Annotated in this window: 19 protein-coding genes; 13 read left to right on the forward strand and 6 right to left on the reverse strand. The window is 72.7% G+C overall.

What is annotated here, in order from left to right:
- The first annotated feature begins 6 nt into the window (after positions 1-6).
- Both ccrA and ACFYZJ_RS11155 read left to right on the forward strand, forming a co-directional pair.
- Positions 7-1,236, forward strand: coding sequence for a crotonyl-CoA carboxylase/reductase (ccrA, locus tag ACFYZJ_RS11150; protein ID WP_388565513.1), 1,230 nt, complete (start codon positions 7-9; stop codon positions 1,234-1,236).
- Positions 1,237-1,304: 68 nt separating this feature from the next.
- On the forward strand, positions 1,305-1,502 hold the full coding sequence (locus tag ACFYZJ_RS11155) for an antitoxin (protein ID WP_388565516.1): 198 nt from the start codon (positions 1,305-1,307) through the stop codon (positions 1,500-1,502).
- Positions 1,503-1,550: 48 nt separating this feature from the next.
- Here the strand turns inward: ACFYZJ_RS11155 and ACFYZJ_RS11160 are convergent, their stop codons facing one another.
- From ACFYZJ_RS11160 to ACFYZJ_RS11170, 3 genes are all read right to left on the reverse strand, one after another.
- Positions 1,551-2,180: an enterobactin synthetase gene (locus ACFYZJ_RS11160; RefSeq protein WP_388565519.1), complete on the reverse strand. Its 630-nt coding sequence runs from the start codon at positions 2,178-2,180 to the stop codon at positions 1,551-1,553.
- Between the two features lie 181 nt (positions 2,181-2,361).
- Positions 2,362-3,846 carry a class I adenylate-forming enzyme family protein gene (locus tag ACFYZJ_RS11165; protein ID WP_388565522.1) on the reverse strand — a complete coding sequence of 495 codons (1,485 nt, stop codon included), beginning with the start codon at positions 3,844-3,846 and terminating at the stop codon, positions 2,362-2,364.
- Positions 3,846-4,094 carry an acyl carrier protein gene (locus ACFYZJ_RS11170; protein WP_077799511.1) on the reverse strand — a complete coding sequence of 83 codons (249 nt, stop codon included), beginning with the start codon at positions 4,092-4,094 and terminating at the stop codon, positions 3,846-3,848. Before ACFYZJ_RS11170 ends, ACFYZJ_RS11165 begins: the two co-directional genes overlap by 1 nt.
- A gap of 232 nt (positions 4,095-4,326) precedes the next feature.
- On the opposite strand from ACFYZJ_RS11170, the gene ACFYZJ_RS11175 reads away from it, so the two are divergent.
- From ACFYZJ_RS11175 to ACFYZJ_RS11220, 10 genes are all read left to right on the forward strand, one after another.
- Positions 4,327-4,518 carry a hypothetical protein gene (locus ACFYZJ_RS11175; protein ID WP_388565526.1) on the forward strand — a complete coding sequence of 64 codons (192 nt, stop codon included), beginning with the start codon at positions 4,327-4,329 and terminating at the stop codon, positions 4,516-4,518.
- Entirely contained in the window at positions 4,515-5,540 is a 1,026-nt protein-coding gene (paaA, locus tag ACFYZJ_RS11180; protein WP_388565529.1) for a 1,2-phenylacetyl-CoA epoxidase subunit PaaA, read from the forward strand. Before ACFYZJ_RS11175 ends, paaA begins: the two co-directional genes overlap by 4 nt.
- On the forward strand, positions 5,537-5,848 hold the full coding sequence (paaB, locus tag ACFYZJ_RS11185; RefSeq protein ID WP_125188764.1) for a 1,2-phenylacetyl-CoA epoxidase subunit PaaB: 312 nt from the start codon (positions 5,537-5,539) through the stop codon (positions 5,846-5,848). Before paaA ends, paaB begins: the two co-directional genes overlap by 4 nt.
- Before the next feature lie 34 nt (positions 5,849-5,882).
- Entirely contained in the window at positions 5,883-6,650 is a 768-nt protein-coding gene (paaC, locus tag ACFYZJ_RS11190; RefSeq protein ID WP_388565597.1) for a 1,2-phenylacetyl-CoA epoxidase subunit PaaC, read from the forward strand.
- Entirely contained in the window at positions 6,644-7,165 is a 522-nt protein-coding gene (paaD, locus tag ACFYZJ_RS11195) for a 1,2-phenylacetyl-CoA epoxidase subunit PaaD (RefSeq protein WP_388565600.1), read from the forward strand. Before paaC ends, paaD begins: the two co-directional genes overlap by 7 nt.
- Before the next feature lie 8 nt (positions 7,166-7,173).
- Positions 7,174-8,307 carry a 2Fe-2S iron-sulfur cluster-binding protein gene (locus tag ACFYZJ_RS11200; RefSeq protein ID WP_388565532.1) on the forward strand — a complete coding sequence of 378 codons (1,134 nt, stop codon included), beginning with the start codon at positions 7,174-7,176 and terminating at the stop codon, positions 8,305-8,307.
- Between the two features lie 77 nt (positions 8,308-8,384).
- Entirely contained in the window at positions 8,385-9,161 is a 777-nt protein-coding gene (locus ACFYZJ_RS11205; protein WP_388565534.1) for an SDR family oxidoreductase, read from the forward strand.
- Positions 9,162-9,186: 25 nt separating this feature from the next.
- Positions 9,187-10,035, forward strand: coding sequence for a tryptophan 2,3-dioxygenase (locus ACFYZJ_RS11210; RefSeq protein WP_388565537.1), 849 nt, complete (start codon positions 9,187-9,189; stop codon positions 10,033-10,035).
- Positions 10,025-10,873 carry an alpha/beta hydrolase family protein gene (locus ACFYZJ_RS11215; protein ID WP_388565540.1) on the forward strand — a complete coding sequence of 283 codons (849 nt, stop codon included), beginning with the start codon at positions 10,025-10,027 and terminating at the stop codon, positions 10,871-10,873. Before ACFYZJ_RS11210 ends, ACFYZJ_RS11215 begins: the two co-directional genes overlap by 11 nt.
- A complete protein-coding gene (locus tag ACFYZJ_RS11220) occupies positions 10,870-12,129 on the forward strand; it encodes a kynureninase (protein ID WP_388565542.1) in 1,260 nt (419 codons plus the stop codon). The genes ACFYZJ_RS11215 and ACFYZJ_RS11220 overlap by 4 nt, the downstream gene beginning before the upstream one ends.
- A gap of 31 nt (positions 12,130-12,160) precedes the next feature.
- Here the strand turns inward: ACFYZJ_RS11220 and ACFYZJ_RS11225 are convergent, their stop codons facing one another.
- Positions 12,161-12,643, reverse strand: coding sequence for a DUF6082 family protein (locus ACFYZJ_RS11225; RefSeq protein ID WP_388565545.1), 483 nt, complete (start codon positions 12,641-12,643; stop codon positions 12,161-12,163).
- A gap of 899 nt (positions 12,644-13,542) precedes the next feature.
- Here ACFYZJ_RS11225 and ACFYZJ_RS11230 point away from each other — a divergent pair.
- Positions 13,543-13,764, forward strand: coding sequence for a hypothetical protein (locus ACFYZJ_RS11230; RefSeq protein WP_388565547.1), 222 nt, complete (start codon positions 13,543-13,545; stop codon positions 13,762-13,764).
- A gap of 37 nt (positions 13,765-13,801) precedes the next feature.
- On the opposite strand, the gene ACFYZJ_RS11235 is transcribed toward ACFYZJ_RS11230, so the two are convergent.
- Entirely contained in the window at positions 13,802-14,599 is a 798-nt protein-coding gene (locus ACFYZJ_RS11235; protein WP_388565550.1) for an integrase core domain-containing protein, read from the reverse strand.
- Between the two features lie 137 nt (positions 14,600-14,736).
- Positions 14,737-15,012 carry a hypothetical protein gene (locus tag ACFYZJ_RS11240; protein ID WP_388565553.1) on the reverse strand — a complete coding sequence of 92 codons (276 nt, stop codon included), beginning with the start codon at positions 15,010-15,012 and terminating at the stop codon, positions 14,737-14,739.
- Positions 15,013-15,521 lie beyond the last annotated feature (509 nt).

The following is a 15,521-nucleotide window of genomic DNA, read 5'->3' on the forward strand; positions in this document are numbered from 1 at the left end:
ACCAGCGTGCAAGCGACCCAGGACCTCTACGAACTCGGTGACGCCCCCGAGATCGGCACCGCCCCGAAGAAGATGTACGCCTCGCTCATCCGCCGTGAGCGCTACGGACAGCCCGTCGACGCCTTCCGTACCGAGGTGGTCGACGTGCCGCCCGTGGGGCGCGGCCAGGTCCTGGTGAAGGTGATGGCGGCCGGCATCAACTACAACAACGTCTGGGCGGCGCTCGGTTCGCCGCTCGACGTGATCGCCGCACGGCAGAAGGCGGGCGCCACCGAGGACTTCCACATCGGCGGCTCCGACCTGTCCGGGATCGTGTGGACGGTCGGCGAGGACGTACGCGGGGTGGAGCTCGGCGACGAGGTCGTCGTCCTCGCCAACCGCTGGGACGAGAAGGCCGAGGACATCCGTCTCGGCGGCGACCCCACGTGGTCCGCCAGCCAGCGGGTGTGGGGCTACGAGGAGAACTACGGCTCGTTCGCCCAGTTCGCCGTCGTCGACGACTACATGTGCCACCCCAAGCCCGCGCGGCTGTCCTGGGCGGAGGCCGCCTGCTACATGGCGACCGCCGCCACCGCCTACCGCCAGCTCTTCGGCTGGCCGCCGCACACGGTCCGCCCCGGCGACCCGGTACTGATCTGGGGTGGCGCCGGCGGACTGGGCTGCATCGCCATCCAGCTCGTCCGGCACGTCGGCGGCATCCCCGTCGCGGTCGTCTCCAGCGAGGAACGGGGCGAGTTCTGCCTCAAGCTGGGCGCCGAGGGCTTCATCGACCGGCGGAGGTTCGACCACTGGGGGAGGCTCCCGGACACCTCCGACGAAGCGGCGATGGCACGCTGGCTGTCGGGAGCCAGGGCCTTCGGACGGGCCTTCTGGGAGGTGCTGGGCGAGCGCCGCAGCCCGCGCATCGTTCTGGAACACTCCGGCGCCGACACCATCCCCACCTCCCTGTACCTGTGCGACAACGGCGGCATGGTCGTGCTGTGCGGCGGCACCACCGGCTACAACGGCGACGTCGACCTGCGGTTCCTGTGGATGCGGCAGAAGCGGCTGCAGGGCTCGCACGTCGCCACGGCACGGGAAGCACGTGAGGTCACCCGGCTGATCGACCAGGGGATCATCGATCCGTGCCTCTCCCAGACCTTCGACTTCGACGAGATCGGCCTCGCCCACCAGCTCATCCACGACAACCGGCACCCGGCGGGCAACATGGCGGCCCGGGTGGGCGACCTGGGGTGATTCGCCCGCGGCCTGAGGGGTACCTGCGGCGGGGTACGACGCACGCGCACCTCTTGGAGGTACCCCCCATGGGCAAGCTGGGCGACATGATGAACAAGGCCAAGGAGATGACCAAGGGCCACCCCGACCAGGTGGACAAGGGCGTCTCGGACGCCGAGCGCGTGGTCGACGAGCGCACGGGCAACAAGTACGACGCCCAGACCGACAAGGCGGCCGACGCGGTGCGGCGTTCCTACCGGGACGGCGGCACGACGCCGGAGCGCTGACCCGTCGCCCCGCCCGTCCCCGGCGCACCCGCGGACGGGCGGCTTGCGTCAGCCGGGGACGGCATCCCGGCCGGTCACGTAGCTGAAGACTCCCGCCGCCCCGACGTGCACGACCCGCACCCGCACGGCGCGCGCGGGATCCACACGAAGGCAGACACGCAGTTCGTCCCCGCAGGACGAGGCCCGCAAGTCCCGCAGGCCCCCGTCCGCCACGGCGAGGGCCTTCCAGGCAGATTCCTTGGCCGAGAACAATGCGGTCACCGACCAGACCGCGAGCAGCGGCTCCTCGTCCGCACGCAGCACCAGACGGGCCGCTGCGCGGGGGAGGGGCCGCAGCTCCAGGTCACAGCCGAGAGGCAATTCCCCGTCGGCACCGCGCGCCACGGCGACGGCGAGCCCCGCACTGTGCGAGATCGACGCGGCCCGGCCCGGCGAGAACACCGGCAGGCGCCCCGACCGGGGGATCTCACCGCAGTCCAGCCCCACCGCCCACAGGGCCCGGCGGGCGGCCCGCCGGCCGGCCAGGAACTCCCGCCGCCGCTGCTCCGGCATCGAGGCCGCGGCAGCCGCCTCGGCGGGCCCGGCCGGTTCCGCACCCGGTTCGGATACGGCCGCGACACCGAGCCCGAGCCCGGCGGCGAGAAGGAACGGACGCAGCGCGGCCAGGTCATCGCGCACCCACGGCAACGGCTTGCCACGGTGCGGCCCCTCTTCAGCCCGGCCCGACCACAGGGGTCCCCCGCGGCCCTGAACCGCCGGCACAAGCTCCGCACCAGCTCGGGCCGGCCACGGCGTCCGCGTCGTGGCCGGCCCGGGGCGCGTCGGGCGTTCGCTCATCGCCGTCCGCCCTCGCGCGCGCTCATACCCGCAACAGCTTCTTGATGATCTTGCCGGCGGGATTGCGCGGCACCTGCTCGATGAACTCCACCCGTCGCGGCCGCTTGTACGGCGCGAGCAGCCCCGTCACGTGTGCGAGCAACTCCGCGGTGCTCGGCTCCGCGCCCGCCTCCAGGGCCACGTAGGCCAGCGGCACCTCGCCGTAGTCCTCGTCGGGCATGCCGACGACCGCCGCGTCCCGGACCGCCGGGTGGGTCATCAGGGCGCGCTCGATCTCGGAGGGGTAGACGTTCTGACCCGCGCGGATGATCACGTCCTTGGTGCGGTCCACCAGGCTGATGCGGCCCTCGTCGTCCATGAAGCCGAGGTCACCTGTCCTGATCCAGCCGTCGCGGGTGATCTCGCGGGTGGCCTCCGGGTCGTTCCAGTAGCCCTGCATGACGCCCGGCCCGCGCACCACGATCTCGCCGATCTCGCCGGGCGGCAGTTCCCGGCCTGCCTCGTCGACGGCGCGGGCGGACATGCCCGGCACGACCCGTCCGCACGGGATGCGGGCGGTCACGTCCCCGGGCGCGGGGTGCTCGTCGGGACCGAGCGTGACGAACGGGCCCCCCACCTCGGTCATGCCGTACACCTGCCGGAAGCCGCACCCGAGCCGTTCGACCGCGTCGGCGTAGACGTCGAGCGGCATGGGGGCGGCCCCGTACAGCACCTCCCGCAGGGAGGACAGGTCGGTGTGCCCGGACGCCTTCGCCTGGAGCATGAAGCGCAGCATCTGAGGCACCAGCCACATGTGCGTGGCGCGGTGCCGCTCCACCGCCGACAGCGCCCGCTGCGGAGTGAATCCGGGCATCAGCACGATCGTCGCTCCGGCCGCCAGGTAGGTGAGGGACACGACCATGCTGCCGTGGTACAGCGGGCAGCAGTTGACCATGACGATGTCGTCGGTGGGGCGGGCCATCACCAGCCAGCCGAGGGCGATCGCGCGGAAGGACGCGCTGTCGACCGTCACCCCCTTGGCCTGCCCGGTGGTCGCCGAGGTGTGCAGTACGGCGATGGGGTCGGTGTCGGCGACGTCCGGCAGCTCCCGCTCTTCGGCCAGGGTGCCCAGCGCCGCGAAGGCGGGCTTGTCGAAGGCGACCCGGAGACGCACCGACTTCGGCAGTTCGGCGTGGCGGTCGAGCAGTTCGGACTCGCCGAGGATGGCCACCGCGCCGACCCGCTCGACGATCCCGGCGACCTCGGGCTCGGCCAGGCTGTGATTGAGCGGCACGAACAGCGCGCCGAGGCGAGCCAGGGCGAAGTAGCTCTCCAGGACCTCGATCCGGTCCTTGGAGAGCACGGCCACCCGGTCACCCCGCTCGATGCCCAACTCCGCGAGACCGTAGGCCAGTTGCCGCGTACGGTCGTGCAGCTCGGCCCAGGTGACGCTGCGTTCGTCGTCCACCAGCGCCATCCGGCCGGGCCGGCACTGGCGGTTGCGCTCCAGCAGCTGCGTCAGCCACATCACGCACCGCCGCTCGCGCCGGCGCCCGCGCGCTCGGCCACGAAACGCTCGTAGTCACCGATCGTGCGCAGCTCCTCCATGTCCTCGGCGGTGATCTCGACCCCGAGCCGCTGCTCGACCAGCAGGACCAGGCGCACCAGGTCCCCGGAGTCGATGCCGCTGGCGGCCAGGTCGGCGTCGTCGCCGATCCGGTCGGCGTACTCGACGGTGCCGGTGAGTTCGACCAGCAACTCCCTGATGGTGCTCATGGTTTCCCCTTTCGCCTCGGCGTGCCGGCCGCCGCGGTCTACGACTGTCACCTCCTCAAGAGGCCGCCGCGCCCGGCCGCACTCCCCGGACCGCCCCGTGAGCTTTGTCACGCACCCGAACCTCCCGGGCCGGGGATAGCCAGGCCGCACGCCCGGCCTCTTACCGCAACGAAGCAACCCGCTCCGCCCGGCACCCCGCGCGGGCGGTCGTCGAACCGAAGGAGTGATGTGCGTGCCCAGGCAGCCGGTACGGGTCCGGTCCCCGCGACGGTGCCCGCAGCACGACACCGCCGCGACGGTCACCGCACGCCCGGGCGGTGCCCGGGAGCACAGCACCGTGACGATGGCCGCCGCACGTCCGGCGGATGTCCGGGAGCACGACACCGCCGCGACAGTCGCCGCACGTCCGGGCGGTGTCCGGTGACCGCGTCGACCACCGCCACCACCACGACCTCCGCCAGCGCGGACGAGGACGACCTGCTCGCCCACTTCGACGCGCTCATCGCCGACGGCGAGACGATCGAACCGCGCGACTGGATGCCCGACGGCTACCGCCGCATGCTGGTCCGTCAAATCGCCCAGCACGCCCACTCCGAGATCATCGGCATGCAGCCCGAGGGCGCCTGGCTCACCCGAGCCCCGTCCCTGCATCGCAAGTCGGTCCTGCTCGCCAAGGTGCAGGACGAGGCGGGCCACGGCCTGTACCTGTACTCCGCGGCCGAGACACTCGGCGTGGACCGCGCCGACCTGCTGGACGCCCTGCACCACGGCCGGCAGCGCGCCTCGGCCACCTTCAACCATCCCGCGCTGACCTGGGCGGACACCGGCGCCATCGCCTGGCTGACGGACGGCGCCGCCGTCATCAACCAGGCACCCCTGTGCCGTACGTCCTACGGGCCCTATGCCCGGGCGATGCGCCGCGTCTGCCAGGAGGAGGCCTTCCACGTGCGTCAGGGCTACGACCTGATGCGCGCCCTGTGCGAGGGGACCCCGGAGCAGAAGGAGATGGCGCAGGACGCGGTGAACCGCTGGTGGCTGCCGGCGGTGGCGCTGATGTTCGGACCGCCCGACACGGAGGCGGGCGGCGCCGACGCGCGGACCGCCGCGCTGGGGGCCGCGGTCTCCCGCCGCGCGATGGCCTGGGGCATCAAGCGCCACACCAACGACGAGCTGCGCCAGCGTTTCGTCGACACCTGCGTCCCGCAGGCCGAGCGCCTCGGCCTGACGCTGCCCGACCCGGCGATCCGCTGGAACGAGGAGCGCGGGCACTACGACTTCACGCCCGTCGACTGGGACACCTACCGCACGGCCCTGGGCGACGACACCCACTGGGCGCGGCAGCGCATCGCGAGCCGCCTGGCCGCGCACGAGGACGGCGCCTGGGTCAGGGAGGCCGCCGTCGCGTACGCCGCGAGGACGGACGAGCCGCGGGGAGCGGCCGCATGAGCGCGGCACGACAGGGCGCGCCGGCGTCCTGGGAGGTGTTCCTGCGCGCCCGCAGGGGCCTGGCGCACCAGCACGTGGGGTCGGTGCGTGCCGCCGGCCCGGACGCGGCACTGGCCGCCGCCCGCGACCTGTACACGCGCCGGGGCGAGCCCCTGTCGCTGTGGGTGGTCCGCTCCGACGCCGTGCACACGGCCTCCCCGGACGAACGCGACCCGTACTTCGCGGGCGCCCGCCACAAGCCGTACCGCTACCCCGAGCACTACGCGCCGCTGACCGAGAAAGGCCCCGAAGGTGAGCACGACGAGTGACGTTGTGGCAGCGCGCCCCGGCACCCTGCCGGACGTGCCGCCGTCCGCCGCCGATCCCGATCTGGCCCGGTACGTGACGCGCCTCGGCGACGACGCGCTCATCCTCGGGCAGCGGCTGTGCCAGTGGATCACCCGTGCGCCGACCATCGACGAGGACCTGGCCCTGTCCAACATCGCCCTCGACCTGATCGGCCACGCCCGCGCGCTGCTCACCCGCGCCGGCCGCCTCGACGGAACCGGCCGCACCGAGGACGACTTCGCCTACACGCGCTCCGAGCGCGAGTTCACCAACGCCCTGCTGACCGAGCTGCCCAACGGCGACTTCGCCGTGACCGTGGCCCGGCAACTCGCCTACACCCACTACGCCGTCCTCCACTACGAGAGCCTCGCGCACTGCGCCGACCCCGAGCTCGCCGCGTTCGGGGCCCGGGCCGCCAAGGAGGTCGCCTTCCACCGGCTGCACGCCGACCGCTGGACGGTGACGCTGGGACGCGGCACCGCCGAGAGCGCGCGCCGCATGCGACACGCCCTGGAGCGGGTGTGGCCCTACACCGGCGAACTCTTCGAGGAGGACGACCTCCTGCGCCGCCTGGCCGCGTCCGGCACCGTGCCCTCCCCGGCACCCCTGCGTGACACGTGGCTCGGGCGGGTCACCGACGTCGTCACCGAGGCGGGCCTCGCCGTGCCCGCTCCCACCTGGTCGGCCACCGGCGGCCGCGCGGGCCTGCACACCGAGGAGTTCGGGCCACTGATCGCCGAACTGCAGTCCGTGCGGCGGCAGTTCCCCGGAGGTACCTGGTGAACGCACCCACGCCCGCACCGGTCACAGCCCGCCGCTCCGCCCAGGAGGTGCGCGAGCGGGTGGCCGCGCTCCCGGACCCGGAACTGCCGGTGATCGGCCTCGGCGACCTCGGCGTGGTGGGCCGTGTCGCCCCCGGCGCCGACGGCGTGCTGGAGGTGGAGATCACGCCCACCTACCTCGGCTGCCCCGCGCTGCCCGAGATCACCGCCGCCGTGCGGGAGGTCCTGACCTCCTGCGGCCACCCGGACGGCCGCGTCCGGCACGTCCTGACGCCCCCCTGGACGACGGACCGCATCACCCCCGAGGGGCGGCGCGCCCTCGCCGCGCACGGCATCGCGCCACCCGCGACCCCGGCACCCGACAGTCCGGTCCCCGTCGCGCTGGGCGCCGTGCCCTGCCCGCACTGCGGCTCAAGGGCCACCCGGCCGCACAGCGCCTTCGGCCCGGCCCGCTGTCAGTCGGTGCTGTGGTGCACCGCGTGCCGCGAGCCCTTCCCCCACCTGACCGCGCTGTGAGGCACACCGTGAACACCGCCCCGCCCGCCCTCCTCGACGAGGCACCGGCCGGCCCGCCCCGCCGCTTCGGCTGGCACCCGCTGGACGTCCGCGAGGTCCGTCACCTGAGCGCCGACACGGTCGCCGTCACCCTGCACGTGCCCACCAACCTGCGCGATGTCTTCGCCCACCACCCCGGCCGGCACGTCGTCGTCCGGCACCGGCAGACCTCCGGCACCGAACTGCGCCGCAGTTACTCGATCTGCCCACCACCGCACGCCCCCTCGGCGCTCCGCCTGGTGATCAAACGCTCCGGCCCGGGCGGCTTCGGCGAGTACGCCACCACCCGGCTCGTACCGGGCGCGCGTCTGGAACTCTCCACGCCCACCGGCGCCTTCGCCCTGCCGCGGCTGCCGGGCGCCCATCATGTGCTCCTCGCGGGCGGCACCGGCATCACCCCCCTGGCCCCGATGGCCGCCCACGCGCTGCGCCGGGACCCGACCTGCCGCGTCAGTCTGGTCCACTCGGTGCGCACCTCCGCCGACGCCGTGCTGGCCGATGAACTGGCGGAGGTCAAGGACGAGTTCGTCGACCGTTTCACCGTCCTGTACGTGCTGACGCGGGAGGACCGGGGGAGCGGGGGAGGTCCGCTCGCACGGCGGCTGGACGCGTCCGGAGTGCGCCGGCTGCTGGCCGCCGTGGACGCCCGGCCGGGCCCGGACACCACGTTCGCCCTGTGCGGACCGCCCGGCCTCGTCGCCACCGCCCGGCACGTGCTGGCAGGCCTCGGCGCGGATCCCTCGCTCGTCCGCTGGGAGCTGTTCACCGCCGAGGGCAGGCAGCCACCAGAGCCGGAGCCGGTCGGGCAGGCGCCGAGGGCGGGGGAGTACCGGGTCACCGCCCTGCTCGACGGGCGCCGCCGTGCCGCCACCGTCCTGCCGGACGACCCGGTCCTGCTCGACGCACTGCTGCGCAGCCACCCCGACGTGCCCTACGCCTGCCGGGAGGGCGTCTGCGGCAGCTGCCGCGCGAAGGTCGTATCCGGACAGGTGACGGCGGACGGCCAGCACGCCCTGGACGAACGCGACCGCGCCGCCGGCTACACGCTCGTCTGCCGCGCCAGGCCCCGCACTCCCGAGATCACCCTCGACTTCGACGCCTGATCGGCAATCCCGAGCACGTTCGACTTCGACGCCTGATCCGTCAGCGCCACGCCACCCCTCAGCGAAGGAGACCCACGATGACCGCCACCGCCCGCCACACGGGGAAGACCGCCCTGGTCACCGGAGGCAGCCGGGGCATCGGCAGAGCCATAAGTCACCGCCTCGCCCGCGAAGGCGCCCTCGTCGCGGTCCACTACGGCCACGACCTGACGGCAGCCGAGCGGACCGTCAAGGAGATCCAGGCCGACGGCGGCCGCGCCTTCCCCGTCCACGCCGAACTCGGCGTCCCCGGCGACGCCGACACCCTGTGGTCCGCCTTCGACGACGCCCTGGCACAGCAGGACGCCCCGGCGGGCCTGGACATCCTCGTCAACAACGCGGGCATCACCGTCCCCCGCCCCATCGCCCAGGTGACGGAGGCCGACTACGACCGCGTCTTCGCCATCAACGCCAAGGCGCCGTTCTTCATCATCCAGCGCGGATTGGACCGCCTGCGGGACGGCGGCAGGATCGTCAACATCTCCTCCGTCGCGACCCGCGTCGCCTTCCCGGCCATCGTCTCCTACACCATGACCAAGGCCGCCCTCGACTACCTCACCCTCTCCCTGGCCCAGGAGCTCGGCCCGCGGGGCATCACCGTCAACGCCGTCGCACCCGGTTACACCGAGACGGAGATCAACCCCACCCTCGCCGTCCCGGAGATCCGCCGCCGCTACTCCCAGGCCTCCACGTTCGGCCGGCTCGGCGACCCGGTGGACATCGCGGACGTCGTCTCCTTCGTCGCGAGCGACGACGCCCGCTGGGTGACCGGTCAGTGGATCGACGCCTCCGGCGGCGCCCACCTCGGTGTGTGACCCCTACGCACTCCTGGGAGATGTGATGAACGACCGCACGACCACCCTCGACGCACCGGCCACCGACTCCACCCTGACCTGCCCCTTCGAGGGCGCCAGCCCCTACGACACGTATGTGCACGCCTCGGTCCTCAACACGCTGCAGCACCCGCTCACCGAGGCCCCGGACGAGATGGGCTTCCTCGTCACCACCCAGGTGATGGAGCTGTGGTTCACCCTGATCGTGCACGAGTGGCGCACCGCCAAGGTCGCCTTCGCCAAGGACGACCTGCCCGCCGCCATGGACGCGCTGGTGCGCAGCCGCCGCGCGCTGACCGCTCTGAGCGGCGCCTGGGAGCCCATCGCCGCCCTGACGCCTGCCCAGTTCAACGGCTTCAGGGCCGCGTTCGGCCGGGCCTCGGGCTTCCAGTCGGCGATGTACCGGCACATGGAGTTCCTCCTCGGCGACAAGTCCGCCGGGCTGCTGCGCGCCCACCGCGGCGACCCGGCCGTCCACGAGGCGCTCGCCGAGACCTACCGCGAACCGTCCCTGTACGACGACGTGCTGGCCTACCTCCACCGCCAGGGCCTGCCGGTCCCGGCCCACGTCCGCGAACGGGACGTGACCCGCCCCTACGACGGAGACCCCGGCGTGGTGGAGGCGTGGAGGCACGTCTACGCCGGTCCGCAGCACCACCCCCACCTCGCCCTGGGCGAACTGCTCACCGACATCGCCGAACTCGTCACCCGCTGGCGCTTCGACCACGTCCTGGTGGTCCGCCGCGCCATGGGAGCCAAACCGGGCAGCGCCGGATCCGCCGGGCTCGCCTGGCTCGAACAGCGCGCGGCCCGGCCGGTCTTCCCCGAACTGTGGGAGGTGCGCGGTGACGTCTAGGCCGATCTCCGCCTTCGCGGCCGAGGAGGAGCGACGGGTCCTGAGCCTGAAGCCGGTCCTGGCCCCGGTGCACGGCCGCTACGGCGACCACCCCCACCAGTCCTACGACGCCTGGCCGTCCGAGGACCCGGACGCCCCGCTGGTGATCCTCCTGCACGGCGGCTACTGGCGCTACGACCGGATGCACCTGACCCCCTTCGCGGACTGGCTGTCCACGCAGGGGTTCAATGTGCTGCTCCCGGGCTTCAGACGGTCCGGCGGTGCGGGCGGCTACCCCGAGACCTTCGACGACATCGCCCGCATCGTCGACACGCTGCCCGAAGGCCGCCCCTACGTCCTGGCAGGCCACTGTTCCGGCGGCCACCTGGCCCTGTGGTGCGCCGCCCGGGGCCTGCTGCCGCCCGCCTCCCGCTGGCACACCCGCACCCTGCCGACGAGCGTGCTCGCCCTCGCCCCGATCACCGACCTCACCGCCACCCGCCGCGACCGCCTCAGCGATGACGCCGCCCTGCAACTCCTCGGCGGCGAGGAGCACTTCACGGCCCGCCTGCCCGAGGTCGACCCCCTCACCCTGCTGCGCGGCACAGGGACCACGGGCGTGCCCACCGTGCTCCTGCACGGCGCCGCGGACGAGGAGGTCCCCCTCACGCAGTTCAGCGATTACGCGGCCGTGCACCAGGACCTCAGGACGGTCGTCCTGCCCGGCACCGGCCACTACACCCTCATCGAACCCGGGGCACCCGGCGCCCGCGCGGTCGCCGACACCCTCCGGGACATGGCGGCCGCCCACTTCCCGGCGGACGCCGGCCGCGCGGACGAGGAGGCCGCACACCGATGACCACCGCACTCTCCGCAACCGCCACCCTGCACGAGCAGGCCGTACGGCTGGACGCCGACGACACCCTGGCCGACCTCCGGGCCCGCTTCCTGCTCCCGCCGGACGTCGTGTACCTCGACGGCAACTCCCTGGGCCCGCTGCCCGCCGCCGTGCCGGCGGTCCTGGACGACGTCGTACGGCGCCAGTGGGCGACCGGACTCATCGGCTCCTGGAACGCGGCCGGCTGGTGGGAGGCGCCGCTGCGCGTCGGCGACGCCGTCGGAAGGCTCATCGGGGCGGCGCCGGGGCAGACGATCGCGGGCGACTCCACCAGCGTGCAGCTGTTCACCGCCCTCGACGCCGCCGCCGCCCTCCGCCCGGACCGCCCGCTGCTGGTCACCGACCCCGGGCACTTCCCGACCGACCGCTACCTCGCCGACGCGGTCGCCCGCCGCCGCGACCTGGAGGTACGGCACGTGCGCCCGGGGGACCTTCCGGACTTCCTCGCCGTCGAGGGCGAACGGGTCGCCGTCGTCAGCTACTCGCCCGTCGACTACCGCACCGGCGAGCTGTACGACATGCGGACGCTGACCCGGGCCGCGCACGACGCCGGGGCCCTGGCGCTGTGGGATCTGTGCCACGCCGCCGGCGCCCTGCCCCTGGACGTCGACGGCCTGGGCGTGGACCTGGCGGTCGGCTGCGGCTACAAGTTCCTCTCCGGCGGCCCCGGCGCTCCCGCCTTCCTCTACGTCGCCCGACGCCACCACACCACGCTGGAAACCCCGTTGCCGGGCTGGACCGGCCACGCCGATCCCTTCGCCCTGGCCGACTCCTACACGCCTGCCCCCGGCATCGCCCGCGCCCGCATCGGCACCCCGCCGATCCTCTCCCTGCTCGCCCTGGAAGCGGCCCTCACCGCCTTCGACGGCGTCGACCTGGCCCGGCTCCGTACCAAGAGCCTGTCGCTGACGGGCTTCTTCCTGCGCTGCGCGGACGAACTCCTGACCCCTCTGGGCTTCACCCCCGTCACCCCGGCCGAACCCGGCCGCCGCGGCAGCCAGGTCACCCTCCGCCACGCCCACGCCCGCGGTCTGGCCGTCGCCCTCGCGGAGGTCGGGGTCATCGCGGACATGCGCGCGCCCGACCTGCTCCGCTTCGGCGTCAACGCCCTCTACACCAGCCACCGGGACATGCTCACCGCCGCAACGCGCCTGCGCGACCTCACCGAAAAGGCCGCCTACGATCCGGCACCGCCCACCACGGGCCCGGTGACCTGAACGGGGCGGACCGGACGTGTGGCCAACACCCTCAGCGTCGGCCGCGCAGGAGCGATCCCAGTGCCGGACCGGCGCCCAGACCGACCAGGGCGCCGACCGACGTCCACCAGGCGGGCGCTGCTCCCGCCACGGGCACGTCAGGTGGACGAGGTGCGACGGCCGACGGCGTCGGTGGTCCGGCCGCGACGGCGCGAGCGTGCTCCTCACCCACGATGGCCAGGAACCGACGACCGACACGGCTCCCGGACGAGCCGGCGGTCCACGAGACCCGGGCCCTGCTCCAGTAGCGCCGCCCAGCCTCCCCGGTGAACATCCCGGCCAGCATGTCCCGCAGGAGCGGCTCGCGAATGGTTCCGATCTCGAAGCCCATCCACGCGTAGTTCATCATGAGATCGGCGTAGACATGCTGCTTGCGCTCATGGGGATCGGCGATGTCCGTGGTCCCCCGGACAGGCTGGTAGAGCGCCATGTCATCAAGTTCCAGGCGGACCGGTTCAAGGGGCCGGGGAGACACCGGGTACCGCCGATCCAACCCGAGGCGTCACTGGCCCGCCGCGCAATAGGCGTGTGCCCGGCGTCCACGCGACCGCCGCACCGACGAGGGTCCAGGACCATGCACCTGCCTATCCGGAGGCTTTCATTAGCCGGAGTGGCAGAAGACGTCACGGTCCCAGAACTCGAACAGAACCAGCGGAACCACCCGGTGGTGCCGCATCCGTTAGCAACGAATTAGCCCCGCAACTCACGTGAACTCCGCAGCACTCGGCGGGATAACACCAGCTCAGGGGTCAGGCACCCCGGACAGCCTGGGGGCCTCGGACAGTTGGTGTCCGAGGCCCCCAGGCTCGTTGCCTACTGGAGCGATAAGTGCCCGCTGACGCTGATGGGAGAGGTCGGACGCTGGCTGGGGGTGCTCTTAGCACCCGTGCCGCCGCCTCCCAGGAGGGCGATCAACAGGAGGATGAACAGGACGAGGCCACCTCCGTCGGCCGCCACGGCGGCGGGTGGGCTGATTCGCCGGTGGTGACTGCGGACGTACGTGCCGTCCGCGCGGTAGTAGCTCCGTACCCGGGTCGTCGTGCCGGCCGAAGTCGGCTGCGGCCGGACAACGGCCGTGTTCACCCGGCGAGGCGTACGGACGGAAGGAGCGGGGCGAGCGGCCGCCGGCCGGGTGCGGCGGTAGTGCGGGCGGACGTAGGTACCGTCCGCGCGGTAATGACCGCGAACGTGTGCCATAGGGGAGTCCTCAGAAGAGCCGGGAGAACGAGACCGGGCTTACCCATGAAGGTAAGCCTCGCCACTGACAGTCGGTGCTTCCCGAACTCCGGTGCAGATGAAGCGAGTTGATCCACTTCCGTTGGAGCTTCAACCCACACTCGGCTCTGCCGCTGCGGCACCCCGTACGATGACCGCGTGACAGCCCGCCGCACCCTTGGCACCGGCCCCGAGGCCGCGACCATTCGCGCCGCCCAGGCCGACCTACTCGACGGCCTCCCCGGAGTCCACCTCCCCGACCTGGACGAGTTGCGGGCCCGCGGCGTACTCGGCACCCGCCCGGCGACGCCCCCGGCACCGCGGCGGACCCTCGGCGCCGGCGGCCGCGCCAACGAGGAACCGCTCCACCCCACCGCCTGACGCGCCACCAACCGCTCAGGGCCGATAAGGTCGCTCGTCACAGTCGTGCCGATAGCAGTGACGCCACCGTGTGGGTCAGCCGCCAGGCAAGAGGCAGGCTCAGCCCGGCTGGCAGAGGATCCTGAGCCGGGAAGCAAATGAGTGACCACCTGACCTCTCTGCCGTGTCCAGCGATGTCCGCAGCCACAACCGATAGATCATCGCGGATACAGGGAGGCTCCGTGCGCACGTAGCCGACCCGGGCCTGTCCCGCGTGAAAACCCTGGTTCGGACTGCTGATCAGGCCGTTTGTCTGCCTGGCGTCAGGCTGATTGCCGGTACTCGGTGATGAGGCCGCCGAGTAGTTGAGTGCGGCGGACGCGGCCCCGAAGGGGATGACAGGTGCCGGCTGGCCGATCTCCGAGGCTTGGGGAGATCGTTGGTGGAGGGATTGGTGGGGGCGGTGCCGGTTGTAGTGGTCGGTGTAGGTGTTCAGGAGGGTGCGCAGGTGCCGTTCGTTCATGATGAGTAGGCGGTCGGTGAACTCGCGGCGTACGGTGCCGACCCAGCGTTCCGCGAAGGCGTTTGCCTTCGGCGATTTCGGCGGGGAAAGCAGCACCTGCACGCCCGCGTCGGTGAGCACGGCGTCGAAGGCGTCGGAGAACTTCCCGTCCCGGTCCCGTAGGAAGAACCGGAACCCGTCCACCCGGTCTTCCAGGTCCATCATCAAGTTCCTCACCTGCTGGGTCACCCAGTCCCGGTTCGGGTGCGCGCTGATCCCGAGGACGTGCACTCGGCGCGTTGCGACTTCCATGACGAACAGCACGTACAGCCGCCGGCAGAACGCGGTGTCCACATGGAAGAAGTCGCAGGCCAGCAGTCCGGAAGCCTGGGCGCGCAGGAAGGAGGCCCAGGCGTCGTGAGCCCGCTGGGGCGCGGGCGGAATGTTGCCCTACAGCGTCCAGCCATCAAGGATCACCGCCCGGCGGTGACTCATGAGGCCCGGCCCGCAGCGTCCGGCATCGGGACGCGCACTTCCCGGGCGAGACTGTGGGTGGCCGGGTGGCCGGGTGGCCGGGTGGCCGTCCAGGCGGCGTACTCCTGGCGGACGTAGAGGCGACATGTGGTGGCGTGCGTGATCGCATTGGGGCGGAGCGGGCCGGCCACGAGGTCCGGATGGCGGCGGTCGTGCAGGACGAGTCTTTCGGCGGGTTCGGCGGCGGCTGACAGGGGGCCGGGGCGGGGGTCGTCCAGGGCCATCCGGTCCATGAGGCCGCCCGGCGGAGCAGCCAGGCCGTTCGGCGGCCGTCGCGTCGACCGAAGGGCCGGCGACGGACCGGGCCTGACGGCCGTCGCGTTCGGCCCCGAGAGCGAGCACTTGGTGCATCTCGCGGCGCAGAGCGGGCGCATTTGTGTACGCCTCGTGCGGAGGCGGGGTGCCGATGTACTCATGGCTGCTCGGGGTGACGTCCACAGTCACCACTCCGCCGGTGCGCAGGGGCCGGTGCCGCAGCGTCGACACGGCACCGTGTCGTGGTCGGGGCCGGCGTGGTCGAGGGCCGGTGGAGGCGCCATGGACCGCATGGGAACCTGGGCCGGGCCCGGGCAGCCGCCGATGGGGCACGGCGTGTGGGTCGCAAAGGCCCACTCGCGGGGGCATCGGGTGACCCGGCGCCGCGGCCGGTGCGGGACGTCCGGGCCGGTCATGGCGAGTACCTCAGGCAGGCGCGGACTTCGCGGCCGCTGCGTGTCTGGTGCACCTGGGTCGACTGGGCGAG

Source organism: Streptomyces sp. NPDC001848, from assembly GCF_042891915.1.
GTDB lineage: Bacteria > Actinomycetota > Actinomycetes > Streptomycetales > Streptomycetaceae > Streptomyces.

Excerpts from the sequence above, each read along its gene's own strand:
- ACFYZJ_RS11155 (WP_388565516.1), top strand. The coding sequence starts at position 1,305 with ATGGGCAAGCTGGGCGACATGATGAACAAGGCCAAGGAGATGACCAAG.
- ACFYZJ_RS11165 (WP_388565522.1), bottom strand. The coding sequence starts at position 3,846 with ATGTGGCTGACGCAGCTGCTGGAGCGCAACCGCCAGTGCCGGCCCGGC.
- ACFYZJ_RS11170 (WP_077799511.1), bottom strand. The coding sequence starts at position 4,094 with ATGAGCACCATCAGGGAGTTGCTGGTCGAACTCACCGGCACCGTCGAG.
- paaB (WP_125188764.1), top strand. The coding sequence starts at position 5,537 with ATGAGCGCGGCACGACAGGGCGCGCCGGCGTCCTGGGAGGTGTTCCTG.
- ACFYZJ_RS11205 (WP_388565534.1), top strand. The coding sequence starts at position 8,385 with ATGACCGCCACCGCCCGCCACACGGGGAAGACCGCCCTGGTCACCGGA.
- ACFYZJ_RS11210 (WP_388565537.1), top strand. The coding sequence starts at position 9,187 with ATGAACGACCGCACGACCACCCTCGACGCACCGGCCACCGACTCCACC.
- ACFYZJ_RS11220 (WP_388565542.1), top strand. The coding sequence starts at position 10,870 with ATGACCACCGCACTCTCCGCAACCGCCACCCTGCACGAGCAGGCCGTA.
- ACFYZJ_RS11240 (WP_388565553.1), bottom strand. The coding sequence starts at position 15,012 with ATGGACCGGATGGCCCTGGACGACCCCCGCCCCGGCCCCCTGTCAGCC.